Source organism: Pseudomonas lalkuanensis (genome assembly GCF_008807375.1).
Classification (GTDB): domain Bacteria; phylum Pseudomonadota; class Gammaproteobacteria; order Pseudomonadales; family Pseudomonadaceae; genus Metapseudomonas; species Metapseudomonas lalkuanensis.
The window spans coordinates 2,333,948-2,358,177 of sequence record NZ_CP043311.1; the positions used below are offsets into that span (position 1 = coordinate 2,333,948).

At 65.1% G+C, this 24,230-nt stretch carries 23 protein-coding genes; 13 read left to right on the forward strand and 10 right to left on the reverse strand.

Going from position 1 to position 24,230, the window contains the following annotated elements; translation table 11 throughout:
* Positions 1-460 precede the first annotated feature (460 nt).
* The gene (locus tag FXN65_RS28180; protein WP_342212759.1) at positions 461-697 is read left to right on the forward strand and encodes a serine hydrolase; all 237 of its coding nucleotides are present in this window, start codon (positions 461-463) and stop codon (positions 695-697) included.
* Here FXN65_RS28180 and FXN65_RS11125 read toward each other — a convergent pair.
* Genes FXN65_RS11125 through FXN65_RS11145 form a run of 5 tightly spaced genes read right to left on the reverse strand, consistent with a single transcriptional unit; the run spans position 691 to position 4,097 of the window.
* Positions 691-1,218 (reverse strand): cytochrome C, encoded by a 528-nt coding sequence (locus tag FXN65_RS11125; RefSeq protein ID WP_151133256.1) that lies wholly within the window; start codon positions 1,216-1,218, stop codon positions 691-693. The two genes, FXN65_RS28180 and FXN65_RS11125, sit on opposite strands and share 7 nt — an antisense overlap.
* A 17-nt stretch (positions 1,219-1,235) precedes the next feature.
* Positions 1,236-1,757 (reverse strand): methylamine dehydrogenase light chain, encoded by a 522-nt coding sequence (locus tag FXN65_RS11130; RefSeq protein ID WP_151133257.1) that lies wholly within the window; start codon positions 1,755-1,757, stop codon positions 1,236-1,238.
* 18 nt (positions 1,758-1,775) lie between these two features.
* On the reverse strand, positions 1,776-2,387 hold the full coding sequence (mauD, locus tag FXN65_RS11135; protein WP_151133258.1) for a methylamine dehydrogenase accessory protein MauD: 612 nt from the start codon (positions 2,385-2,387) through the stop codon (positions 1,776-1,778).
* A gap of 3 nt (positions 2,388-2,390) precedes the next feature.
* On the reverse strand, positions 2,391-2,930 hold the full coding sequence (locus FXN65_RS11140; protein WP_151133259.1) for a MauE/DoxX family redox-associated membrane protein: 540 nt from the start codon (positions 2,928-2,930) through the stop codon (positions 2,391-2,393).
* 12 nt (positions 2,931-2,942) lie between these two features.
* A complete protein-coding gene (locus FXN65_RS11145; protein ID WP_151133260.1) occupies positions 2,943-4,097 on the reverse strand; it encodes an amine dehydrogenase large subunit in 1,155 nt (384 codons plus the stop codon).
* Between the two features lie 262 nt (positions 4,098-4,359).
* Here FXN65_RS11145 and FXN65_RS11150 point away from each other — a divergent pair, with 262 nt between their 5' ends.
* Genes FXN65_RS11150 through FXN65_RS11160 form a run of 3 tightly spaced genes read left to right on the forward strand, consistent with a single transcriptional unit; the run spans position 4,360 to position 9,284 of the window.
* On the forward strand, positions 4,360-5,430 hold the full coding sequence (locus FXN65_RS11150) for an HlyD family secretion protein (protein WP_151133261.1): 1,071 nt from the start codon (positions 4,360-4,362) through the stop codon (positions 5,428-5,430).
* Positions 5,427-8,156 (forward strand): ribosome-associated ATPase/putative transporter RbbA, encoded by a 2,730-nt coding sequence (rbbA, locus tag FXN65_RS11155; protein WP_151133262.1) that lies wholly within the window; start codon positions 5,427-5,429, stop codon positions 8,154-8,156. The genes FXN65_RS11150 and rbbA overlap by 4 nt, the downstream gene beginning before the upstream one ends.
* A gap of 3 nt (positions 8,157-8,159) precedes the next feature.
* Positions 8,160-9,284, forward strand: coding sequence for an ABC transporter permease (locus FXN65_RS11160; protein WP_151133263.1), 1,125 nt, complete (start codon positions 8,160-8,162; stop codon positions 9,282-9,284).
* Positions 9,285-9,461: 177 nt separating this feature from the next.
* Here FXN65_RS11160 and FXN65_RS11165 read toward each other — a convergent pair whose 3' ends face one another.
* Both FXN65_RS11165 and FXN65_RS11170 read right to left on the reverse strand, forming a co-directional pair.
* A complete protein-coding gene (locus FXN65_RS11165) occupies positions 9,462-10,562 on the reverse strand; it encodes a polyamine ABC transporter substrate-binding protein (RefSeq protein ID WP_151133264.1) in 1,101 nt (366 codons plus the stop codon).
* 323 nt (positions 10,563-10,885) lie between these two features.
* Positions 10,886-11,503 (reverse strand): LysE family translocator, encoded by a 618-nt coding sequence (locus FXN65_RS11170; protein ID WP_151133265.1) that lies wholly within the window; start codon positions 11,501-11,503, stop codon positions 10,886-10,888.
* A 133-nt stretch (positions 11,504-11,636) separates the two neighbouring features.
* Here FXN65_RS11170 and FXN65_RS11175 point away from each other — a divergent pair, with 133 nt between their 5' ends.
* The 7 genes from FXN65_RS11175 (at position 11,637) to FXN65_RS11205 (ending at position 17,080) form a co-directional block, all read left to right on the forward strand.
* Positions 11,637-12,083, forward strand: coding sequence for an Lrp/AsnC family transcriptional regulator (locus tag FXN65_RS11175; protein WP_151133266.1), 447 nt, complete (start codon positions 11,637-11,639; stop codon positions 12,081-12,083).
* A 220-nt stretch (positions 12,084-12,303) separates the two neighbouring features.
* Positions 12,304-14,373 carry a putative bifunctional diguanylate cyclase/phosphodiesterase gene (locus FXN65_RS11180; protein WP_151133267.1) on the forward strand — a complete coding sequence of 690 codons (2,070 nt, stop codon included), beginning with the start codon at positions 12,304-12,306 and terminating at the stop codon, positions 14,371-14,373.
* Between the two features lie 57 nt (positions 14,374-14,430).
* A complete protein-coding gene (locus tag FXN65_RS11185; protein ID WP_151133268.1) occupies positions 14,431-14,700 on the forward strand; it encodes a metal-sensing transcriptional repressor in 270 nt (89 codons plus the stop codon).
* Between the two features lie 105 nt (positions 14,701-14,805).
* Complete coding sequence (locus FXN65_RS11190) at positions 14,806-15,246, forward strand: YeeE/YedE family protein (RefSeq protein ID WP_151133269.1); 441 nt, start codon at positions 14,806-14,808, stop codon at positions 15,244-15,246.
* A complete protein-coding gene (locus tag FXN65_RS11195; protein ID WP_151133270.1) occupies positions 15,243-15,674 on the forward strand; it encodes a DUF6691 family protein in 432 nt (143 codons plus the stop codon). Before FXN65_RS11190 ends, FXN65_RS11195 begins: the two co-directional genes overlap by 4 nt.
* Before the next feature lie 30 nt (positions 15,675-15,704).
* Positions 15,705-16,568 (forward strand): MBL fold metallo-hydrolase, encoded by an 864-nt coding sequence (locus tag FXN65_RS11200; RefSeq protein ID WP_151133271.1) that lies wholly within the window; start codon positions 15,705-15,707, stop codon positions 16,566-16,568.
* A gap of 65 nt (positions 16,569-16,633) precedes the next feature.
* On the forward strand, positions 16,634-17,080 hold the full coding sequence (locus FXN65_RS11205) for a GNAT family N-acetyltransferase (RefSeq protein WP_178119306.1): 447 nt from the start codon (positions 16,634-16,636) through the stop codon (positions 17,078-17,080).
* 6 nt (positions 17,081-17,086) lie between these two features.
* Here FXN65_RS11205 and FXN65_RS11210 read toward each other — a convergent pair whose 3' ends face one another.
* The 3 genes from FXN65_RS11210 to FXN65_RS11220 form a co-directional block, all read right to left on the reverse strand.
* Positions 17,087-19,597 carry a LuxR C-terminal-related transcriptional regulator gene (locus FXN65_RS11210; RefSeq protein WP_151133273.1) on the reverse strand — a complete coding sequence of 837 codons (2,511 nt, stop codon included), beginning with the start codon at positions 19,595-19,597 and terminating at the stop codon, positions 17,087-17,089.
* 114 nt (positions 19,598-19,711) lie between these two features.
* The gene (locus tag FXN65_RS11215) at positions 19,712-21,082 is read right to left on the reverse strand and encodes a DUF1329 domain-containing protein (protein WP_151133274.1); all 1,371 of its coding nucleotides are present in this window, start codon (positions 21,080-21,082) and stop codon (positions 19,712-19,714) included.
* Between the two features lie 20 nt (positions 21,083-21,102).
* Entirely contained in the window at positions 21,103-23,004 is a 1,902-nt protein-coding gene (locus tag FXN65_RS11220) for a DUF1302 domain-containing protein (RefSeq protein ID WP_151133275.1), read from the reverse strand.
* A 281-nt stretch (positions 23,005-23,285) separates the two neighbouring features.
* Here FXN65_RS11220 and FXN65_RS11225 point away from each other — a divergent pair, with 281 nt between their 5' ends.
* Complete coding sequence (locus FXN65_RS11225; RefSeq protein ID WP_151133276.1) at positions 23,286-23,669, forward strand: DUF2946 domain-containing protein; 384 nt, start codon at positions 23,286-23,288, stop codon at positions 23,667-23,669.
* Between the two features lie 106 nt (positions 23,670-23,775).
* Entirely contained in the window at positions 23,776-24,222 is a 447-nt protein-coding gene (locus tag FXN65_RS11230; RefSeq protein ID WP_178119307.1) for a DUF2946 domain-containing protein, read from the forward strand.
* Positions 24,223-24,230 lie beyond the last annotated feature (8 nt).

The window sequence follows — 24,230 nt, forward strand, 5'->3', positions numbered from 1 at the left end:
AAACCCCTTCCGAGGAGATGGCCACTCATCAGGACACCCGGTCAATTGCTGCTGCAGCGTGCCGAGAAGGCAAACGAAGCGGCGCGGGCACCACAGAATGACCAACCGCTGCCGCACCAAGGCCCACGTCCTGAGCCCGGTGCTTTGCAGGGCATGAGTGTTGTAGCGAACTGACGGCTGTCATGTGCCCGGGCATGCTTGCTGAACCAGCCCGTAAAGTTACGGGCGTCGTCGAGAGAGCCATGAACATCTCAAGCCACAGCGACAAGCCGGTTGAGCCGCGGACTCCCCGTGATCCACGAAGGCCTGGTGAAAGGTCACCACACTGGCCGGTGCTTTCCCGGTCCGAACTCTACTCGTTCCCAGCTCCGGAGGATGATATCGAGACGGTCCCCGTCAGTGAGCCTTCCAGCAGAAGCCGCCGGTAAAAGAGGCGATGCTCGTGGTGATACGCGAGGAGATGTCGAATCGGCTAGAGGCCTCCAGATTGCGTTATGCGCCCGGAACCCAATGGCGATATTCCACTGTTGGTTACCTGGTCGTGGCGCGACTTCCTGAGCGCCTGACCGGCCTTTCGCTGCCGGAGGCGTTGACGGAACCTGTCTTGGCGCCCCTCGCCGTGCCGCATGTTTCGCGCACGCAAAAAAAAGCCCGCCACAAAGGCGGGCCACAAGCCGTCCAGCTTAAAACTCAGTAGGCGTCGTCCATTCCATCGTCGATGGTGATGCCTTTTTCGCGCATCTGCTTGATCAGGCCGGCGCGGGTGTCCGGCAGGTTGAGCAGGGTGACGCTGCGGATCTTGGCGACTTCTTCCTCGGTGTAGGGCTTGTAGTCGTCCGGCGCGCTGCTGCCGGCAATACCGTCCTTGCGCATCATCCAGTTGATCAGGTCGGCCAGCTGGGCGTTGTTCAGCGCCGACTGGGACATGCCCGGCACGCGCACGAGGAACTCACGACCGCCTTCCACCTTGAGGAAGTTGCCGACGAAGCCTTTCATCTTCGGCGTGTCGTTGGCCCTGGAGCCGGTACCGTCGCCCAGGTGGCAGCCAGCGCATTGCAGCTGGTAGTTCACCGGGGTGCTGTAGCCAGCCTGCGAGATGGGCTTTTGCGGCGCTTCGTTGCCCGGAGCGTGCTTCTGGTTCGGGTCCGGAATGGCGCGGGCCATGGCCAGCGGGGCCGCCATGGCGCACATCAGTCCGGCAATCAGCAGGTAACGCATGGCAGCCCTCCGGCGGGTCAGATCGCGACGCCGCGGATGATGGAAACGGTGCAGTGGTAGATGTGCGACTTGGCCGCCAGGCACCAGTTGACGTCGTTGTTGTTGAACGGACGGTACGCCGGTTCCTCGCTGTCGTTGCGGGTACAGGCGCACTGGGCGCAGCTGTGCTTACCACAGCAGTCGTTGTAGGAAATGATGTAGTCCTTGTTGTCGGCCGGGTTGCGGCAAGTGCCGATCCAGGTCACCTGGGAGGCCTCGGTGCCGGGTGGGCAGGAGGTTACCGAGCCGCCGCAGCAGCTGCACAGGAAGCCGTCGACGGAGCAGTAGCGCCAGTAGTCGCAGCTGTTGGGATCACCCGGATCACCAGCTTTCGGGGCTTCGGCGGCCAGGGCCTTGCCGGTGCGGTCGATCGGCAGCAGCACCGGCAGGGCGGCGCCGGCCACCATCAGCGAGCCGATGCGACCGAGGAAGTTGCGCCGCGAAGTGGTGTCGGCGACGTGGCGCGTGGAGCGTTCGAACAGACGGTCTAGCAGTTTCATTGGGTGCTCCCTTCCTTGTTAGTGGTTGTGTGCGCCATGGGAATGCGAGTGGTTGTGCAGGTACTGCTGCAGGGTCGCGCTGCCCAGGTGCTCGGCCTCGAACAGGCTGTCCAGGTGCTCGCGGGAGTTCACCAGGCCCTTGGAGCGCAGCACGCCGGCCTTGTCGATCAGTGCAGCGTAGGGGAGCTTGCCGATCTGGTAGGTCATGCCCACTTCCGGGCCGACCACGTAGGTGGCGTCTTCCAGCTTGTGCTCGGCGATCAGTGCTTGCTGGGCGTCCATGTCGCCGTCGCTGACGTAGATCACGTCGAGACGGTCGGCCTGGTCCTTGGCGATGGACTTGATGGCCGGCAGCAGGGATTTGCAGATCGGGCAGGTGGGCGAGAGGAAGAACAGCAGTTGGGCTTTCTCGCCGGCGTAGCCGAAGTTCACCGGACGGCCGTTACGGTCGGCAGCGGTGACCTTCGGGGCGGGTTCGTTGACGGCTACGCCTTTGTCGACCATCAGCGCGCCGGCCGGGGCCAGGCGGCCGTGGAGTACACCAATCTGACGCACCAGGCCCATGACGGCGAAGGCCAGGGCGATCAAGAGGCACCAGAGCAGGACGTTGGAAACGATAAGGGCTTCCATGATTCACCTTCCAATGAGTTTGAGCAGACGGGGAGCGTTGGCCATCAGGCCATCCGCAGCGGCATACAGGAGCAGGGTCGCGGCGCTGGAGGCGATCACGACGAAGATGTCGAATGCACCCAGCTCGCGGCTGTGGGGGGCGATGCTGGCGACCAGCGCCAGGCTCACCAATACGGCGTTGCGCGCCAGCAGCACCGGGCGGATCGGCTGGGCCTGTTCAGGGCCTGCGCAACCGCAGTCGATGTCGCGGCGGCCGCGCCACAGGTTGATGGCGATGGCCCCGGCGTAGCCGGCCAGCAGCGCGGCGGCGGCCAGTGCTGCAGCGTGACGGCTGGCGGGCACCAGCAGGGCGAAGGCCAAGGCCACTTCGATGAAGGGCACGAGCCGCGCCACCGGGCGCACCAGGCCGCGCGGCAGCAACTGGTAATCCTCCACCTGGTTGGCGAAGCGCGCTGGCGCACGCAGCTTGTGGGTCGCCGCGCTGGCCAGGATCACCGCGACCGCGAGGGCGGCGGCGATGATGAATATGGGATCAAGTTGCATGGCTGCACCTCGTCAGTGGCTGAGGACCTGGGTCGCGGTCTTCTGGATCCGTTCCATGGTGCCGGTGTGCTTGCCGCTCTTCAGGTCGAATACTTCCAGGCCGCCGGCGATGTTGGTGCCCAGCAGCAGGGGGTTGTCGTCGCTGGTGGCGTGCAGGCTCCAGATCGGGTTCGGCGCTTCCAGGGTGCCGATGCGCTTGTGGGTCTTGAGGTCGTAGACCCAGACGATCGGGCTCGGGTCTTCCCATTTCATCGCCTCATGGGCGTCATGCATCAGCACGTACAGACGATTCAGCTTCGGCGCGACGGTGATCAGCTGCCAGCCGCCAGGCGCCCAGCCAGCCTTCTTCTCGGCGGCGTCGGTCACCAGTTCCCAGGCTTCGAGAACCTTCGGCTGCTTGCCGGAGAAGTCCACGCCACGCACGGTGCCGGTGGTGGTGACGAAGTAGTAGATGTCGCCCACGGCGTAGGCGCGTTCCACCAGCTTTTCGGCGTTGGGGTCGAAGAAGGCGGTGTGGGTACGGGAGATTTCCTTGCCTTCGTCGTTCAGCGTTACCAGTTGCACGCTGCCGTCGCCGCACAGGGAGGCGAAGGAACGTTTGCCCACCGGGTAGTTCAGCACGCAACCGGGGATGGCGATTTCGCCAGCTACGGCCTTGGCCTTCACGTCGACCACGGTCACCGAGGTGGACGGGGTGAAGTTGTAGACGTAGACGAAGCGGTCATCGGTGCTGGTGCCCAGGGCGTAGCGCTGGGTCAGGGCCTCGGCGCGCTTGGTGGGGATCAGCACTTCATAGGAGGGGGACAGGGTGCTGGTGTCCCAGGCGGTCAGCACGTCGGTGCGGGTGCCGCGGGTACCACGGGAGTAGAACAGGTCGGCGGTGAACAGCGTCTTGCCGTCGCGGCTCAGGGTAGAGGGCGCGGCGAAGCCGGTGGGCACCATGCCGAGCATTTTCTTCTTCTCGGGGTCGACCACGGTCACGCGGCCGGCGACGAAACTCTCGAACTCCACGTCGACGATGTACGCGCGGTGCGGTTCCGGTGGGAAGGGCAAGGTGGTCTGGCCGATGCCTTGATCGGCCGGCAGCTCGGCACTGGCATTGCCGAGGCCGATGAGCGAGACGCCCAGGGCCAGCGTTGATTGGGCGAGGATCCTGGTTATTCGCATAGGGGCGGCTCCCTGAATTATTGGACTTTGTTGCGGGTGCAGGGCAGAAATCTGCAGTCCTAGTCTGCCGCTGGCGGTCGGCGTGGAGCTTGCTGTCCGTGCCAACCCTTTGTGTGCCTGTGCCACTTCTTTTGGCAGGCTGCCAATACGTTGGACATTCAGCCAGAAAGCATAGCTCTGCCCTGAACTGACCTGTATCAAGGCAATTTCCTACGCAATCTCGGAACATTCTCTCGCTGCAATGGGATTCGCGGGGGTTCTGATGAAACGGCCAACCGGACGAAACCTGGCGTGGGCCCTGGCCCTATTGCTGGCAGTGGGTGCAGCAGGCGCCTGGTACGGGCTGCGGCCCACGGGCCTCGGTGAAGGCTTTGCCAGCGGAAACGGCCGTATCGAAGCCACGGAGCTGGACGTGGCCACCAAGTTGGCCGGTCGAGTGGCGGAAATTGCTGTGGACGAGGGCGATTTTGTCACCGAGGGCCAGGAGTTGGCTCGCATGGACACCCAGGTGCTGGAAGCCGAGCTGGCCCAGGCCCGTGCCGAAGTACGCCGGGCCGAGAACGGCAAGGCCACGGCGCAAGCCTTGGTGGCCCAGCGGGAAAGCGAGAAGGCCACCGCCCGCGCCGTGGTGAACCAGCGACAGGCCGAACTCACCGCTGCGCAGAAGCGCTTCGCCCGCACAAGGACCTTGGTTGCGAGCAATGCCTTGCCGCAGCAGCAACTGGATGATGACCGTGCCGTGCAGGAGAGCGCCGCGGCCGCCCTGGTTGCAGCGCGCGCCCAGGTGCTCTCGGCCCAGGCCGGGGTGGAGGCGGCGAAGTCGCAGGTGATCGAAGCCCAGTCCGCCATCGAGGCCGCCACCGCCAGCACCCTGCGCCTGGTCGCCGATATCGACGATAGCGTGCTGCGAGCGCCTCGCGCGGGCCGGGTGCAGTATCGAATCGCCCAACCCGGCGAGGTGCTGGCCCCGGGCGGCCGGGTACTGAATATGGTCGACCTGGTGGACGTGTACATGACCTTCTTCCTGCCGGCCAATCAGGCAGGCCGCGTGATAATCGGCCAGGAAGTACGACTCGTGCTGGACGCGGCGCCCCAGTATGTGATTCCGGCCAAGGTCAGCTATGTGGCCAGCGTCGCCCAGTTCACTCCGAAAACAGTGGAAACCGCCAGCGAGCGGGAGAAGCTGGTGTTCCGCGTGAAGGCGCGCATCGACCCGGCGCTGCTGAAGAAATACGTGACTGCAGTGAAGACGGGGCTGCCCGGCATGGCCTATCTGCGGCTGGACCCGCGGGCCATTTGGCCTGAACGGCTGGCCGTGAAGGTCCCGCTATGAACCGGCAGGCTGAGCCGGTCGCGCGCCTGGAAGGCATGGGGCTTCGCTACCGCGGCATTCATGCTTTGGACGAGGTGAGCCTGGAGCTGCCTGCCGGGTGCATGATCGGACTGATCGGACCGGATGGCGTCGGCAAATCCAGCCTGCTGGCACTGTTGGCCGGTGCACGCAAGGTACAGGCAGGAAGCTTGGAGGTGCTCGGTGGCGACATGCGCGAAGCCGCCCACCGCAGGGCCATCTGCCATCGCATCGCCTACGTGCCCCAGGGCCTGGGCAAGAACCTCTACCCGACGCTGACCGTTTTCGAGAATGTCGATTTCTTTGGCCGCCTGTTCGGCCACGGCCGTGGAGAACGTGAGCGGCGCATCTCTGACCTGTTGCAGAGCACGGGCCTGGCTCTCTTCAGCGAGTGGCCGGCGGGCAAACTGTCTGGCGGCATGAAGCAGAAGCTGGGCCTCTGCTGCGCGCTGATTCACGACCCGGACCTGTTGATCCTCGACGAACCCACCACCGGCGTTGATCCGCTCTCGCGCAACCAGTTCTGGCAACTGATCCAGCGCATCCGTGCCGGTCGTCCCGGCATGAGCGTGGTGGTGGCCACCGCTTATATGGAGGAAGCCGAGCGCTTCGACTGGCTGGTGGCGATGGACGAGGGCAGGGTGCTGGCGACCGGTACGCCTGCGGAGGTTCGCCAGCACACCTGCACCGATGGTCTGGAGGCGGCTTTCGTTGCACTGCTGCCGGAAGCGAAGCGTCGTGGCTACAAGCAATTGGTGATTCCGCCGCGCCAGGACGGTAAGGGCGAGGTTGCTATCGAGGCTGAGGGGCTGACCTGCCGCTTCGGCGATTTCGTGGCGGTGGACCAGGTGAGCTTCCGTATCGAGCGCGGGGAAATCTTCGGCTTCCTCGGTTCCAACGGCTGTGGCAAGTCCACCACCATGAAGATGCTCACTGGCCTGCTGCCGGCCACAGAGGGGCGTTGCGCGCTGTTTGGCCAAACGGTGGATGCCAACGACATGGCTACCCGCCGCCGGGTGGGCTACATGTCTCAGGCCTTTTCGCTGTATTCCGAGCTGACTGTACTGCAGAACCTCGAACTGCACGCCCGGCTGTTCCATCTGCCCGATGCAGAGGTCGGTCCTCGGGTGATGGAGATGCTCCAGCGTTTCCACTTGGACAAGGTGAAGCACGAGCTGCCGGGCGGCTTGCCGCTGGGTATCCGCCAGCGCCTGTCCCTGGCTGTGGCGGTGATCCACCGGCCGGAAATCCTCATTCTCGACGAGCCCACTTCCGGGGTGGACCCGGTGGCCCGCGATGTTTTCTGGGAACTGATGGTGGAACTGTCGCGCCGCGACGGCGTGACCATCTTCATCTCCACTCACTTCATGAACGAGGCCGAACGCTGCGACCGCATCTCTCTGATGCACGCTGGCAAGTTGTTGGAAAGCGATACCCCACAGCGATTGATGGAGAAGCGTGGCCAGGACAGCCTTGAAGACGCCTTCATCCTCTACCTGGAAGCGGCGGCCGGGCAGGCTGCCCAGCCCCCCGCCGAGGCGCTGCTACTGGTCGAGTCGACCGACCACGAACCGCCCAGCCCCGGCTTCAGCCCGCAACGGCTGTTCAGCTATGCGCGGCGCGAGGCCATGGAGTTGCGTCGTGACTCGATCCGCCTGACGCTGGCCCTGCTCGGGACGGCTCTATTGATGTTCATCATCGGCTACGGCATCAGTCTGGATGTGGAAGACCTGCCCTATGCGGTGCTCGATCGCGACCAGACCACCACCAGCCAGGCCTACGCGCTGAACATCTCAGGCTCGCGCTACTTCGTCGAACAGGCACCGATTAGTGGCTACACCGAGCTGGACCGGCGCATGCGCAGTGGTGAGCTGAGCCTGGCCATCGAGATTCCGCCGGGTTTCGGCCGGGATCTCAAGCGCGGCGCTAGCCCGCAGATCGGTGTCTGGATCGATGGCGCCATGCCTATTCGCGCCAATACCGTGCACGGCTACGTGCAGGGCCTGCACGGCGACTACCTGCGGGAGCTGGCGCGCACCTCCAGCCAAGTGGCTTCGCCGGCAGCGACCAGAATCGAGCTGCGCTACCGCTACAACCCGGACGTAGAGAGCATCCAGGCGATGGTGCCGGCGGTAATTCCTCTATTGCTGATCATGATCCCGGCCATGCTCACCGCTCTGGGCGTAGTACGCGAGAAGGAACTGGGCTCCATCACCAACTTCTATGTCACCCCGGTGACGCGCCTGGAGTTCCTGCTGGGCAAGCAGCTGCCTTATGTGGTCCTGGGCATGTTCAACTTTCTGCTGATGGCGGTGCTGGCGGTTCTGGTGTTCGGTGTGCCGCTGAAGGGGAGCCTCACGGCGCTGACGCTGGGGGCCTTGCTTTACGTGGGCGTAGCGACCGGTATCGGGTTGCTGATGTCCACGTTCATGCGCAGCCAGATCGCCGCCGTGTTCGGCGTGGCCATCGCCACCATGGTCCCGGCCATCCAGTTCTCCGGGTTTGTGTACCCCGTGTCGTCCCTGGAGGGTGGCGCGGCCTTGATGGGCAAGCTCTATCCCACCTCGTATTTCCTGATCATCTGCCGCGGCGTCTTTTCCAAGGCGCTTGGCTTTGCCGACCTGGCGCCGTACTTCCTCGCGCTGCTCGTGGCAATTCCGCTGCTCACCCTGCTCAGCGTACTGGCGCTGAAGAAGCAGGAGGATTGAGCCATGCGGGAACTGGCCAATATCTTCTATCTGGGGATCAAGGAATTTCGTAGCCTGCAGCGTGACTACGCCATGTTGCTGCTGATCGCCTGGTCTTTCAGCCTGGGCATCTACAGTTCCGCCACCGGTCTGCCGGAAACGCTCCACAATGCGCCCATCGCTGTGGTCGATGAAGACCGCTCGCAGCTTTCCAGTCAATTGATCGATGCATTCCAGCCGCCGTACTTTCGCGCTCCGGCGATTATCGACCAGGCCACCATGGACCATGGCATGGACACGGGCCTGTACACCTTCACCCTGGATATCCCGCCAGACTTCCAGCGCGACCTGCTGGCCGGCCGCAGCCCGGCGCTGCAATTGAATGTGGATGCCACTCAGGTGGGGCAGGCCTTCAATGGTGCGGGGTACATCCAGAACATCGTTGCCGAGGAAGTGCAGCAGTTCGTCCAGCATTACCGGGGCTCCAGTCCGTTGGCTGTGGAGCTGGCGCCGCGCATCCTGTTCAATCCCAATCTGACTCAAGCCTGGTTCGGTGGGGTGATGGAGGTGATCAACCAGATCACCATGCTGTCGATCATCCTCACCGGCGCCGCGCTGATCCGCGAACGCGAACACGGCACGGTGGAGCACCTGCTGGTGATGCCGTTGTCAGCCTTCGAGATCATGCTGGCCAAGGTTTGGTCAATGGGGCTCGTAGTGCTGGTCGCGACGGTGCTGTCGCTGAAACTCGTGGTGCAGGTATGGTTGGCAGTTCCAATTGGCGGCTCGATCGGGTTGTTTCTGCTGGCGGCCGCATTGCAGCTGTTCGCTACCACCTCCATGGGTATCTTTCTCGGCACCGTGGCGCGCTCGATGCCACAGCTCGGGCTGCTGACCATCCTGGTGCTGATCCCGCTGGAGATTCTCTCCGGCGGCACCACGCCACGGGAGAGCATGCCGGAGCTGGTGCAATACATCATGCTGGCAGCGCCTACCACGCACTTCGTGGCCCTGGCCCAGGCCATCCTTTATCGCGGGGCGGGGCTGGATACCGTCTGGCCGCAGCTGCTGGCTATCATCGGGATCGGTGGAGCGTTCTTCACAGCCGCACTGACGCGGTTCCGCAGGACGATTGGGCAGATGGCGTGACGTGGTTGATCGCAGTCCGATTCCCTTTGCTTCAGCAGGCAGCTGTGCCGCCCTTGGCGAATGAATCCGCTTCCACAGGGGATGTGGCCAGGGGGCCCTTTCCCGTGGGAGCGAATTCATTCGCGATTGAAATCGCTCCCACAGGTTTCGGTATTGCAGGCCGACCCTGCGAGGTCGTCAGGTCCCCGACTTCAGCTTCGTCCAGGCACGGGTGCGGGCGCGTTCGGCATTGCGCTCCAGCGGCAGCAGGGTGAAGAGGGTGGCCTGGGCTTCGGCGGTGGGATAGAGGTTGGGGTTGTTGCGGATTTCCGGGTTGACCAGGGCGGTGGCGTCCTTGTTCGGGTTCGGGTAGCCGACGAAGTCACTGACCGGGGCGATCACCTGGGGCTGCAGCAGGTAGTTGATGAAGGCATGGGCGTCCTCGGGGTTCTTCGCGCCCTTGGGGATGGCCAGCATGTCGAACCACACCGGTGCACCTTCCTTGGGCAGGCGCATGTCCACCACCACGCCGTTGCCCGCTTCCTTGGCACGGTTGGCCGCCTGGGAGAAGCTGCCCGAGTAGCCGACTGCCACGCAGATGTCCCCGTTTGCGATGTCGGCCATGTACTTCGATGAATGGAAGTAGGCGACGTTGGGGCGGATCTTCTGCAGCAACTCTGCGGCCTTGTCGTAGTCCTTGGGCTGGTTGCTGTTGGGCGGCAGACCCAGGTAATGCAGGGCAATGGGCAGGATTTCCGAGGGCGAATCCAGCAGGGCTACACCGCACTGCTTGAGCTTGGCGATGTTCTCTTCCTTGAAGATCAGGTCCCAGCTGTCCACCGGGGCGTTCTCGCCCAGGGCTGCCTTGACCTTGGCCGGGTTGAAGCCGATCAGCACCGTGCCGTACATGTAGGGCACGGCGAAGCGGTTGCCCGGATCGTTGGCCTCGATCAGCTTCATCAGCTGCGGATCCAGGTGATTCCAGTTGGGCAGCTTGCTGCGGTCGAGCGGCTGGAAAACGTCGGCCTGGATCTGCTTGGCGAGGAAGACGTTGGACGGTACCACCACGTCATAGCCGGAGTTGCCGGTAAGCAGCTTGGCCTCCAGCGCTTCGTTGGTGTCGAAGATGTCGTAGATCAGCTTGGCGCCGTTCTCCTTCTTGAAGTTGTCCAGCGTCTGCGGGGTGATGTAGTCGAACCAGTTGTAGACGCGCAGGGTGCGTTCTTCGGCCAGGGCCTGGGTGGCGAGCAGGCCGCACAAGGCGGCGCCCAGTAGGCGGGGGAGTCTGTGCTTGATCAATTGCGGCAACCTTTGGGTGGGCTTGAGTTGGGCCTAAATCGATATCTATCTGTTTAGGTCGCAAATCTGAAAGCAAATGCCGCGCCACATAAAGGGAAATGCCGATATAGATCGGTTAACTGCCCAGGGGACCGAGCATTGGCGAGCGTGGGGATTACCGGGCGTAACGGCCAGTGGCACCGGGCTACCCAGTTGATTGCATGGGGCGTGGGGCGACTTCATTACCCGCAGGGTGGTTCACGCTTCATCGATCCACCATCGGTGCCAGGCACGGACTCGCTGGCGGATGTGAAAAGCGACATCCACCCTTGTGTGCGCCGCCCCTACACGATTACCCGCACCAGCTGCCAGGCAGCGAAGCCCAGCAGGAAGACGCCCGCAGTGCGGTCGATCCATTGCATCGCCCAAACGCCCAGTCGATGGCGAATGGTGGACACGCCCAGGCTCAGGGCCAGCCACCAGAGAGCCGAGCCGCAGAACACGCCCAGTACCATCACCAGGCCGTCCACTCCGGCCAGGGCCTCGCCGCCGGACAGGGTGGCGAAGATGGCGACGAAGGACAGGATGGTCAGCGGGTTGCTCAGGGTCAGCAGGAACACCGAGACGAACGCCGGCAGCGCATGCACCGGGTCGCTGGCACGGGCCGCGCGCTCGGGCGGGGTGGCGCGCAGCATCTTCAGGCCCATCCAGGCCAGGAACAGGGCGCCGACGATGGCGAGCGGGGTGGCCAGCGCCACGAAGGCGCGGGTGATGGCTCCGATTCCAAAGGCGCCCAGCGCCCCGTAGCAGGCATCCGCCGCTGCGGCGCCCAGGCCGCTGATGAAACCGATGCGCGCGCCATGGCCCAGGGTTCGCTGGATGCACAGCAGGCCGATGGGGCCGACCGGCGCGGCGATGGACAGGCCGATCAGGACCGATTTGAGAAACAGCAGGGCCGCCATGAACAGGCTCCGGAGGCAGTGGACGTGGGGAATATTTTGCGTTGCACTGCATCGATGCTGAATGCAGGGATTACGGAAGTATTGGGGGATCGCCTGAAAAATTCACGAATCTGGCCCAGGAGGCCTGAGAAATATGGAGCTCGATGTCAAGTCCTGGAAAATCCTGCAAGTGGTGCAGCGGGAAGGGCGTATTTCCCTGACGGACCTCGCCTCGCGAGTAGCGCTGTCCTTGCCGGCCACCTCCGAACGGCTGAAGCGCCTGGAGGAGGCCGGGGTGATCGAGGCCTATTGCGCCACCGTCTCGCCGGAGAAGGCCGGGTACGGGGTGATGGCGTTGATCGGCATGACCACCCCGCAGCCGGACAAGGCGCGGTTGATCGCCCAGTTGCAGCAGATGCCGGAGGTGCTGGAGTGCCTGCATGTCACCGGGCAGGATTCTTTCATCCTGCGGGTGGTGACGCGCGACATCCGCCACCTGGAACGCTTCGTCGGCAGCATCAATCACTTCGGCGAGACGCGGACGTCCATCGTCATGTCGGCACCGATTCCGCTGCGTGGTGTGGAGCCGCCGCCCCTATAGGGTGCGTCCCGGACGTTCTCTGTGGGAGCGAATTCATTCGCGATTGAAATCGCTCCCACAGATATCTGCCGTCCATCGGTGAACAAGTCATTGCAACACTCGTGCTGTCACATGCCGGCAATCTGCCATACGGTGTCACCGCCCCGGCTGACTTTGTTTAGAATGCGACCCGTTTCCAGCCGCCCGTTCCGGGTTGGCATTCCCGCTTGATAGGTTTCCCATGCTCACGGGCAGCTACGACTATTCCCTTGTTCTCATTTCCCTGCTGGTGGCCATCCTTGCGTCCTATACGGCACTGGACCTGGCCGGGCGGGTGACCAGCAGCCAGGGACGTGGCGCGGTGTTGTGGATCGGCGGCGGAGCCATCGCGATGGGTATCGGCATCTGGTCCATGCACTTCATCGGCATGCTCGCCTTCAGCCTGCCCATTCCGCTGGGCTACGACCTGCCGCTGACCTTGCTGTCGCTGCTGATCGCTGTGCTGGTATCCGGCTTCGCCCTGTGGCTGGTGAGCCAGCCCGAGCAGCCCTGGTGGCAGCTGCTCTGCGGCGCGTTGACCATGGGCGCGGGCATCAGCTCCATGCACTACATGGGTATGCACGCCATGCGCATGCTACCTGGCATCGACTACGACCCCGGCCTGTTCTACCTCTCCCTGGCCATTGCGGTGGCCGCCTCCGGCGCGGCGCTATGGATCGCCTTCCGCCTGCGCCACGACACGCCCTATGTGCGCCTGGCGCGCAGCGGTGCGGCCCTGGTGATGGGGGTGGCCATCGTCGGTATGCATTACACCGGCATGGCGGCGGCCAACTTCCCGCTGGGCAGTGTCTGCGGTGCGGCCATCGCCGGGCTCGACAGCCGCTGGCTGGCCAGTCTGGTGATCGCGGTCACCTTGGCGATCCTGGCGATTGCCCTGCTGACCTCGGTGCTGGATGCCCGCCTGGAGTCGCGCACCGCCCAGCTCACCAACTCGCTGGAGCAGGCCAACCAGGAGCTGACGCACCTGGCCTTGCACGACAACCTCACCAAGCTGCCCAACCGCACGCTTTTGGAGGACCGCGTCGACCAGGCGATCCACAAGGTGGAGCGCAACGGCGGCTGCTTCGGCCTGCTGTTCATGGACCTGGACGGTTTCAAGCCGGTGAACGACGCCTTCGGCCATCACGTGGGCGACCTGCTGCTGCGTGAGGTGGCCCAGCGTCTGAGCAGCCACCTGCGAACCGAAGACACCCTGGCGCGCATCGGTGGCGACGAGTTCGTCCTGCTGGCGAATCTCGGCGAACCCGACGACGCCGTAACCCTCGCCAGCCAGTTGGTCGCCCTGGTGGGCACCGCCTTCATGGTGGGCGGCCAGGAGTTGCGGGTTTCTACCAGTGTCGGCATCGCCCTGTACCCCGGCGATGGCGCTACCCGCGAAGAGCTGCTGATGAATGCCGACGCTGCCATGTACCACGCCAAGGGTGCGGGCAAGAACGGCTACAGCTTCTTCGAGCAGTCGATGAACACCAACGCGCGCAATCAACTGCAGTTGCTCCACGACCTGCGCCAGGCGCTGGACGCCGGGGAGCTGGAGCTGCATTACCAGCCCAAGTTCGCCGCCGCCGACGCCCAGCGGGTGATCGGTGCCGAGGCGCTGCTGCGCTGGCAGCACCCGCGCCGTGGGCTGCTGATGCCCGACCAGTTCATCGCGCTGGCGGAGAAGACCGGCCTGATCATCCCCATCGGCAATTGGGTACTGAACGAGGCCTGTCGGCAGATGAGTCGCTGGTACGCCGAAGGCCGAGACGACTGGCGGGTGGCGGTGAACCTCTCGGCCCTGCAGTTCTGCCACGCCGGTCTGATCGACAGCGTGCGCCACGCCCTGGAGCGCCACGCGCTGCCGGCCAACTGCCTGACCCTGGAAATCACCGAAACCACGGCCATGCAGGATGCCGATGCCAGCCTGGCGATTCTCCGCAAGCTGGCCGAGATGGGGGTCGACCTGTCCATCGACGACTTCGGCACCGGCTACTCCAGCTTGCTGTATCTCAAGCGCCTGCCGGCCAACGAGCTGAAGATCGACCGTGGCTTCGTCCGTGACCTGGAGCACGACAGCGATGACGCGGCGATCATCTCCGCGATCGTCGCCCTGGGCCAGGCGCTGGACCTGCGGATTGTCGCCGAGGGGGTGGAGACCGAGTCCCAGCAGGCCTTCCTCACCGGGCTGGGTTGCGACTCACTGCAGGGCTTCCTGTTCGGCAAGCCGATGCCGGCGGAGCAGTTCATGGTCGGTGTCGAGGCGTTGGCCTGAACGTGGACGCTGCGTTAACGTGATACCCCCAGGGGTAATTGCCAGACGAGGCAACCGATGACCAACGAAGTGGTGGCGATGCACCAGGAGGCCATGCTCAAGCGCCTGGCGCGCATCGAAGGGCAGATTCGCGGCCTGCAGGCGATGATCCGCCGGGGCGACGATTGCGAGGCCATCGCCCAGCAGTTCAGTGCCTCGCGCAAGGCACTCGACCGCGCCTACCAGCAGATGCTGATGTGCCTGTTGGAAGAGGCCATGCTCGACCCGGTTCAGGAAACGGCCGACACCCTGGAGCGTGTTCGCGCCATCTTCACCAAGTACACCTGATTCCATCCGGGCAAGCGCGCCGTCCGGAAGGGTTGGAGTGTATACCCCATGGGGTATATGATCGCGCTTTCGAATCCCGGTGGCCGTGTAGGCCAGGAGTTCATGATGACGATCGACTGGTCCGCTTTCACTCCCTGGAGCGCCCTGGCCGGGGGTGTGCTGATCGGGCTGTCTGCCAGCCTGTTCATCCTTGCCAACGGGCGCATCGCCGGTATCAGCGGCTTGCTGGGCAGCCTGCTGGAGCGGACGGGGGACGGCCTGCTCGATAAGGCGTTGTTCGTGTCGGGCCTGCTGCTGGCACCCTTGCTCTGGACGGTCGTCGTCGGGGCGCCGGAGGCCAGGTTCGAATCGGGCTGGCCGGCCTTGCTGCTGGCCGGGCTGATGGTGGGGATCGGCACACGCTATGGCGCCGGGTGTACCAGTGGTCACGGCGTCTGTGGCCTGGCACGCCTGTCGCCGCGTTCGCTGGTGGCGACGCTGGTCTTCATGACGGCGGGATTTCTTTCCACCTATGTGCTGCGGCATCTGATCGGGGGTGGCCTGTGAGCAGGGTCAGCGCATTGCTTGCCGGACTGCTCTTCGGCCTGGGCTTATTGCTCTCCGGCATGGCCGACCCGGCCAAGGTGCTCGCTTTCCTCGACCTGGCGGGAGCGTGGGACCCATCACTGGCCCTGGTGATGGCTGCCGCCATCGCCGTTGCGCTGCCGGGGTTCGCCCTGGCTGGCCGCAAGCAGGTGTCCTGGCTGGGGCTGCCCATGGGTTTACCGGCCGGACGGGATATCGATCGTCGTCTGGTCGGCGGCAGTCTGCTGTTCGGGGTGGGCTGGGGAATCGCCGGAATCTGCCCCGGGCCGGCCCTGGTGTTGCTGCCTACCGGCCACTGGCAGGCCGGGTTGTTCGTCCTGGCGATGCTTGCCGGCATGGTCCTTTACGCCGGATTGGAGGCCAGGCGCAGGCGCCGTTCTGGAAACTAAGCTGAAGAAACCCGGACTGGAGCCTGCCCTATGAATCCGCGCGTGGAAGCCTTCTTCGATCCGCTCACCTGTTCCTACAGTTATGTCGTCAGCGACCCGGCCAGCGGGCGCTGCGCCATTGTCGACCCGGTGCTGGACTACTGCGCCGCCAGCGGGCGTACGTCCCATGCCGGGGCAGGACGGATCCTCACCTACGTCCGTGAGAACGGGCTGACCGTGGACTGGCTGCTGGAAACCCATGTGCATGCCGATCACCTGTCCGCGGCTGCCTGGCTCAAGCAAGAACTGGGCGGGGCGCTGGCCATCGGCGGGCATATCACCCAGGTGCAGCAACGCTTCGGCGCGCTGTTCAATGCCGGCGAGGCGTTCGCCACCGACGGCCGCCAATTCGACATCCTGCTGCAGGACGGCGATAGCCTGGCCATTGGCAACCTGGAGCTGTTCGCCATCCATACACCGGGCCACACGCCGGCGTGCATGACCTATCTGGTCGGGGATGCCGCCTTCATCGGTGACACCCTGTTCATGCCCGACTACGGCACCGCTCGCTGCGATTTCCCCGGTGGCGATGCCCGTGCCCTGTACCGTTCCATCCGCCGCCTGTTCGGGATGCCGGGCGAAACCCGCCTGTTTCTCTGCCACGACTACAAGGCGCCAGGACGAGACGAGTTCTGCTTCGAAACCACGGTGGCAGAGCAGCGTGCAAACAATGTCCACGCCCGCGAGGGGATCGATGAAGACACCTTCGTCGCCATGCGCACCGCGCGGGACGCCACCCTGAGCATGCCCGCCCTGATCCTGCCGGCGGTGCAGGTGAACATGCGCGCCGGCCAACTGCCCCCGGCCGAGGCCAATGGCATCCGCTACCTGAAGATTCCCATCGACATCTTCTGACATCCGGACGCCATCAGCGTGTATCCGCAATGCTCCGCTTCCCCCAGGACAGGTCAGGTGACGCCATGGAATGCAGGCCTTTTGTGCAATCGGACTTCGCCGAGTACCGGCGCTGGTTCGAGGACGAGCCGCTGAACGAACAGCTCGGGCCGATGGACGAGGATTGGCTCGCCCATGTGATGGCCGACCAGGAAGGCCAGCAGCTCAGCGTCCTGCGCGGCGGCGAGCTGGTGGCGGTGGGCGGTGTCTGCAACGCTACTGCCGAGTGCCCGTTCTGGACCATCACCGACATTGCAGTGCACCCCGATCTGCGCCAGCAGGGCATCGGCCACTGCGTCGTCGCCGGGTTGCTGGCGTTGCCACAGTTTCGCCAGCCGGTGCGCTGGCAGGCCCACGTGATGCCGGACAACCCGGCGGCGCGGCGCTTTTTCGTCGGCCTGGGCTGGCACTGTGTGGCCGAGCCGAAGGTCGAGGACGAGATGTACAGCTACGCCTGGAGTCCGGCGGGGTAGGTTGCGTCAACCCGCCAAGCCCAGCTCCTTGGCTCGGGCGATGGCCTGGGTGCGGCGTTCCACCCCCAGCTTGCAGTTGATCTTCTGCGCATGGGTTTTCACCGTGTGCAGGGAGATGAACAGGCTCTCGGCGATCTGCTGGTTGGAATGGCCGCGTACGATCAGGCGCAGCACCTCCAGCTCGCGCCGGCTGAGCAGGGAAGCGGAGGCACCGCTGCTGCCTCCAGCGCTTTCGCCGGCCCAGCGCATCATGGCCGGATTGCGCAGGGCGAAGGCTCTTTCGACACTGGCCAGCCCCATCTGCCGCGCCAGCGCCAGGGCGTCCAGCAGGACTTGGCGGGCCCGCGCCTGGCGGTTGTCGGCGTAGAGCCCTTCGGCCAGGCTGAAGCCGATCTCGCAGGCCAGCGGCCGGCGTCCTTCCGCCTTCGCTCGTTCGAGCATGGCTTCAAGCTGCGTCAGCGCGTCGTCCACCGCGCCATTGGCCAGGCGCGCCTGGGCCAGCAGCAGGCGCAGGCGCAGGTGCAGGTCCGGCATGCCGTAGGGCGACATTTCGAAGGCCTCGGCAGGCAGGGCGAGCAACGCCTTCTCGGCATGGCTGGAGCGCCCCTGCCGCAGCCAGATACGGGCTTTGGCGCGTACCACCAGGCCTTGGTACATCGGCGCGCTGATGCGCCCGTACTGCATGATCCGCTCGACTTCGGTAATGCGTGAGAAGGCGCTTGCCAGGTCATCCTGCAGGGCATCCAGTTCGGCCTGCCCCAGGAGGCCCCAGAATGCCGCCGCATCCGCGCACGCCTGGCTTTCCTGAGCGCCGGACTTGTACGCCTCTTCCGACTCCTGGTACCGCCCCTGTTGCAGCAGGATGGCGGCGCGGCGCAATTGCACGCGACCGCGCATGGGGCTGGGTTCGGCGCCCCAGGCACTGGTCAGCTCGGTGTGCACGCGCTTGAGCAGGGTTTCCGCGCGCAGTAGTTCGCCACGCAGTTCAAGCAGCTTGACGTGGCCCATGGCGAGCACCGCTTCCATGGCGGGGCTGGCATGTTCGCGGGCTTCCTTGATGGCCGCGCGATTGAGTTCCTGAGCCTCATCCAACCGGCCTTCGATCAGCGCCAGCTCGATCTGCAGGGTGCTGCAGAACAGGCGTTGCGCCCAGGCACTGCGCGGTAGCTCGGCGATGGCTTCTTCCAGCAGCGGAGCCGCCAGGGCGGCCTGGCCGCGATGGAAGGCCAGGTTGCCGGCCAGGGCTTTCCACTGGGCCAGCAGGCCCCGTTGGCGGCGCGGGTCGGGCTGGGGCAGGAAGCGCGCCAGGTTGTCGGTCAGTTGCTGGGCCTCGTCCAGGCGTCCGCAAAGCATCAGCGCCCAGGCGTTGAGCAGCACCAGTCGCGGCGTGCTTTCCAGCAGGTTGTCGGGCAGTTCGGCGCGCCACTGCATCAGCAAGGCGAGGCTGCGCCCGTGCAGCAGGCGGTCACGGGTGTAATGCTGCATCAGGCTGGCCGCCACTTCCGGCTGCTCGGCCTTGAGGGCGTATTCCAGCGCCGGACGAACGTCGTCCTGGCTCATGTACCACTGGCAGGCGCGGCGGTAGAGGGTGCGGCTCGTGCCCGCAGGCAGTAGCGCGGCCAGCCGGGGGGCGATGGCGGGCAGGATGCGCAGGGCACGCTCATCATCGCCGGGGGCCTCGATGAACAGCCCGCATTCGCGCAACTGCGCCAGTAGGCGGCCGCCTTCGCCGCTGCCAAAGAGCTGTTCGCACAGCGCCTGGTCGAAGTGTGGGAAGTGCGCGAGGGTGAAGAGCGCCTGCTGCCAGTCTTCGGGCAAGGGGTCGAGCAACTCATGACGCAGGTAGTCCTGCAACAGTGAGCGGTAGAGCTCCGCCGCCTGCTGGGGACCGGCCTTGAGGCCGAGCATTCGCAGCAGGGTGCCGGCGCACCAGCCCTGCATTTCCTGATGCAGGTCCTTGGGCGACGGCAAGGCAGCGCCCAATTCGGCGCGCTGCAGCAACTCGGCGGTTTCCGCTGTGCTGAATGCCAACTCGTTGCTGCCCAGTTCGAACAGGTCGCCATCCAGCAGCATGCGCGCCAGCTGGAGCTGGGGGCGGCGACGGCTGGCTATCCACCATTGCAATTGTCGCGATCCGAGCTGGATCAGCTCGTTGAGCAGGCGGTCCAGTTCGACCGCCGGGAAGCGCGAGTAGTCGTCCAGTACCAGCCAGACGGGCTCTCGTTCCTGCTGGAGTTGCTGGCGCAGGGCCACGATGTCGGCGGTTTCCTGGCCCAGTGCCGCGGACAGGCGCCGGGTGAAGTCCGTGGGCGAGAGCGCCTCGCCGCGCAGATCGAGGTAGGCCAGGCGGGTGTCGGCGGGGATCTGCTGGAGGCATTCCCCCAGCAGCACGGTCTTGCCATAGCCCGCGGATGCGCAGAGCAAGCGCAGGCGGCAGTCGCCCTGGAGCAGGGCGTCATGGAGGCGTGGGCGGGGCAGGTGGCCGGGTGGCAGCCGCAAGAAGTGTTTGGACGGCATGAATGCACTCGAAGATGTCACGCTGGGTGAATTCATCCTTGCAGAGGGGAACGCACTACGCAAAAAAGCGGCCCCGAAGGGCCGCAACGCTCATGGAGTAACGCGGTGAGTCGATCAGCGCACGCCGGTCTGGCGCAGGGCTGCCGGGGTATAGTCCGCCGCGGAGGCCTGGGCGCCGAACACGAAGCTCTGCTTCTCCTCGTTCTTCAGGCCCAACACCGAGTAGCGGCCGGAGATCAGGTCGTACAGCGTTTCGGCGGTGTAGCCCGGCACCTTGTGGTTGTAGTACTGCTGGGCATGGCCTTCGCCCACGCGCCAGAGTTGTCCGCGGCCGTCGTAGTGATCGACTTCGGCCAGTTGCCAGGTGTCTTCGTCGAAGTACATGTCGCGCTTGGCGTAGATGTGGCGCTCGCCCGGCTTCAGCGTCGCCACTACGTGCCACACGCGGTGCAGTTCGTAGCGGGTCAGGTCCTGGTCGATGTGGCCGGCCTTGATGATGTCGGCGTACTTCAGCTTCGGATCATCCAGCTTGTAGCTGTTGTAGGGGATGTACAGCTCCTGCTTGCCCACCAGCTTCCAGTCGTAGCGGTCCGGCGAGCCGTTGAACATGTCGTAGTTGTCGGAAGTGGCCAGGCCGTCGGCGGCGGTGGCCGGGCCATCGTAGGCCACCTGCGGGGCACGACGTACGCGGCGCTGGCCGGCGTTGTAGAGCCAGGCCATGCGCGGCTCTTTTACCTGGTCGATGGTCTCGTGGACCAGCAGGACGTTACCAGCCAGACGCGCCGGGCCGGTGACCCGCTGGATGAAGTAGAACAGCACGTTGTCCGCCTTGGCCTTGTCCAGGTCCGGCAGATTGGCCGGGTAGGACACCTCGTCCTCGAAGTGGACCATGTTGAAGGCGCCGTTGGCCTGGGGCTGCACGCGGGTCATGTAACGGTGGATGTTGCCGCCGCGATAGCGGGTGGTGTGGTTCCAGACTACCTCGACGCCCGACTGCGGGATGGGGAAGGCATAGTAGCGGCTGTCGAAGTTCTTCAGGCCGTTGCCGCCGTCGACGTACTCGGTCTTCTCTGCGCTGGTGCGGATGGCCGAGTAGAGCTCGTCCGGCAGGGCGGCGGTGCGGTGGGTCTTGTACACCGGGATCTTGTAGGTGTCCGGGTAGCGCTTGAACATCGCCAGTTGGCCGGGGGTGAGCTTGTCCTTGTACTGGTCGAGGTTCTGCGCGGTGATGGTGAACAGCGGCTGCTCACCGGCGAAGGGGTCGGAGAGGAAGCCCTTGGCGTCGGCCTGGCCGGCGCTGGTGGGCAGGCCGCCGCTCCATGCGGGAATGCTGCCGTCGGCGTTGCCGGCCTTTTCTGCGCCAGTGGGCGTCAGGCTGGTGCCCAGCCTGGCGACCTGGTCGGCGGGGACAGCCGCCATCACGCCGCTGGCCAGCAGGGAAAGGACCAGTACGCCCGATTTCAGGATGCGCTTGTTGTCTTTCATGGGAATCGCCTCCGGGGCTGTCAGAAGTTCACGCCGACGCTGAACGCGAGGAAGTCGCGGTCGATCGAGGTGTTGAAGTCACCGCCGAAGAAGTCCGTGTACGACAGGCTGGCGGTGTAGGTGTTCTGGTACTCGGCGTCCAGGCCCAGGCTGACGGCCTTGCGGCCTTCCTCGAAGTTGCCGCCGGGGCCGGGGGAGTAGCCATCGACGTCATGGGACCAGGCGATGCCGGGCTTGAGGTTCACCCCGGCGAACACGTCGTTGTAGTCCCACACCGCACGGGCGCGGTAACCCCAGGAGGTGCTGGTGGTGAAGCCGTCGTCGGTGCAGTACTTGCTGGCGTTCTCGCCGTTGGCGCCCACGGCGCCGGCGTTGATGGTGCGGCAGGTGTTGTTGGGCAGCTCGCCGGGACCGAACACCGGGTCGCGGCCGTAGCGCTGCACGCTGGTGCTCTCGAGGCCGCCAACGTGAGTCACGCCCACTTCGCCCACCAGGGTCAGGCGCTCGGCGCCCATGATCTGGTCGAAGAAGTGCACGAAGGTGGTCTGCAACTGGGTGATTTCCTTGCGCTCGTAGCCGCTGAGGGTGCTGCCGGGGATGGACGCGGGATTGCCGCCGAGCAGGGAGAAGTTGGAGAAGGCCGCGAAGGGGCCGCCGAACTGCGCCAGGCCGCGTACGCCGCCGTAAAGCAGGTCGGTGGTGTTCAGCTGTACCGGTGCATTCGGTCGGTAGCTGAGCTCTCCACTCCAGGCCGTGCCGGTGGGCAGGGTGGTGGAGAAGCTCAGGCCGTACAGGTGAATGTCTTCCGGGTACTCGATGAAGTACTTGCTGCCGCCGGCGACGTTGGCGATGGCCACGCCCTGGCGCGCCGCTCCCGGCACGGTTGGGGTCGAAGCGCCGGCGAGGATACCGAGGGACTCCCGGTAGGTCGCCTGGTCCGCCGCCTGGACGCTGAGGATCGGCGCGCGGGAGTGGTAGTTCATGTAGTAGGCGCCGAATTCGGTGTCGATCTCGTCGGCCATCCAGCGCAGGGCCATGCCGTACTGGCCGTCGTCGTCGGCATCCCGGTCCGGAGCGCGCGGCACGACCACGCCTTCGCCGGTGGTCTGGTAGCCGAATGCCGGGCCGAATGGCGCCAGGGCCGGGGTCAGCACCGCCAGGTTGTTGTTGCAGCCGTCGGCCACCACGTCCGGTTGGGAGAAGAAGGTGCCGCAGTTGTCGACGACGGTCTGGTCCCATTCCAGCTGGTAGAAGGCTTCCACCGAGAGGTTGTCGGTCAGGCTCTGGGAGAGGGAGAAGAGGTTGACCGGAATCAGGCCTTCCTTGATCTCGGCGCCGGGACGGCGGAAGGCGGATACGTCGATGGGGTTGACCGCGTTGATGCCGCTCTGGATGAAGGTGCTCTCACCCCAGCTCAGCACCTGCTTGCCCAGGCGTACCGAGCCCGGCAATTCGTTGAAGCTGTAGTTGTGGTAGACGAAGGCATCGAGCAGTTGGGCGCCGGAGGACTTGGCGCCTTCCTTGCGACCGCTGTCGTCGATGTCCTTGAAGGGGCGCTGCTCGTCCTTCAATTCGAAGTCGTACCAGTACTTGCCGCGCAGGAAGACGCCGGTGTCGCCGTACTTGAGTTCGAGGTCGTGGATGCCCTTGAAGATCTTCGAGAAGGTCTCGCCCTTCTTGAAGTTCAGGTGCGAGTCGTCGGAGGTATGCGCCAGACCGTCGCCGCCGTTGTTGGCGCCGATCAGGTCCGGGTCGGCACTGCGCATGGACCAGCTCGCGCCCACCGAGAGGGACGAATCGAACTGGCCTTCGATCTCCCCGATGTTGAAGGTCATTGCCTGGGCCGTGGCGGACAGGCCCAAGGCGATGGCGGCTGCCAGCGCGTGGGGTCTGAAGTCTGCGTGCCTTGTTCTTGTAGTCATTGGGCCACCCTTGTTGTTCTGTTGGCGGCCGAACGTTAATGAATCCCCCCGAGGCGGGTAACGGACGAAGTAGTGATATTCAAATTCATACTTTGTAGTGAGAGGTCGCGTCGGCCGCTCTGCAATGGTGGTTCTGGCCGCAGGCCCGGAGCAGGGCAGGGAGAACCCGGACCGGCGGCCCGCCTAGCGGATGTTTAGGCCAAGGGCGTCTGGCGTGCGGCAATCCACCACACGGCATTGCCGCTTCCTGACCTGGAACGCCGGTGCTAGAGTCGCCGCCCATGAAGTTCGCCCGCCAAGACCGCTTGTTGATTGCCTGGATGCTGTATGCCTGCGTCCTGCTCAATCTGTTCGCCTGCGGTTTGCACCACGGCCAGGCGACGGGGCTGGAACTGAGCGGCCTCGGTGGGTCGTTCTGCTCCGGCGATTCCGCCAGCGGTCCGGCCCTGGACGGCGACCTCGGCGGCAGCGCCGCCATTGGCTGGTCCGGCCTCTTCAAGTGCCCGCTCTGCACCGGCATCATCCTCGGCGCCGTCGCCGTGGTGCTGCTGTCCTGGTTGCTCGGTGCGGGCAGGGCGCCTTTCCTTCCCCGCGCCGGGGGTGATCAACACCCGCCGCGCCATGCCTGGCCTTCGGCCAATCCTCGGGCTTCCCCGCTCGCCTGACATCGCCCCAGACCCGGACTCGTCCGTCTGAACCCTGCTGCCGACATCCCTTGTTCGGGGTGCTGGTGCGGCTCGATCGTCCATGCAACCGGATTCGCCAACGCCCATGGCTGCTCCACGTATCCGCCATCGTCACGCCCATTCCACGGCCTTGCCCGTGCGGATGCGGCCGGGTCTGTGGCTGGGGCTGTTCGCGATGCTGGCGATCTACTTCGGTGCCCTGGCGTCCCAGGTTCGCGTGGCGCAAGCGGAGCTGCCCGACTGGCTCACCGAGCTGGCCTGCGACCACGACGAACAGCCGTCTCCGATGCCATCCCACCACGGGCCGGCATCGCCCCTGGATGCCTGCGGCTATTGCAATCTGCTGGCGGCGAGCCCGGCCCTGGGCAATACACAGCCGGTTGCCGACCTGCTGTCGCACGTCGAGGGTGCGCCGGAGCGGCCCCGATTCATCGGCCCGCCGGCGCAGGCCCCGCTGTTCCCCGGCGCCCGGCCACGCGCACCCCCCGTTCTTCCTGATTCGCCGACGCACTGCCCCGGAGGGGCAGCCTGACCACCGAT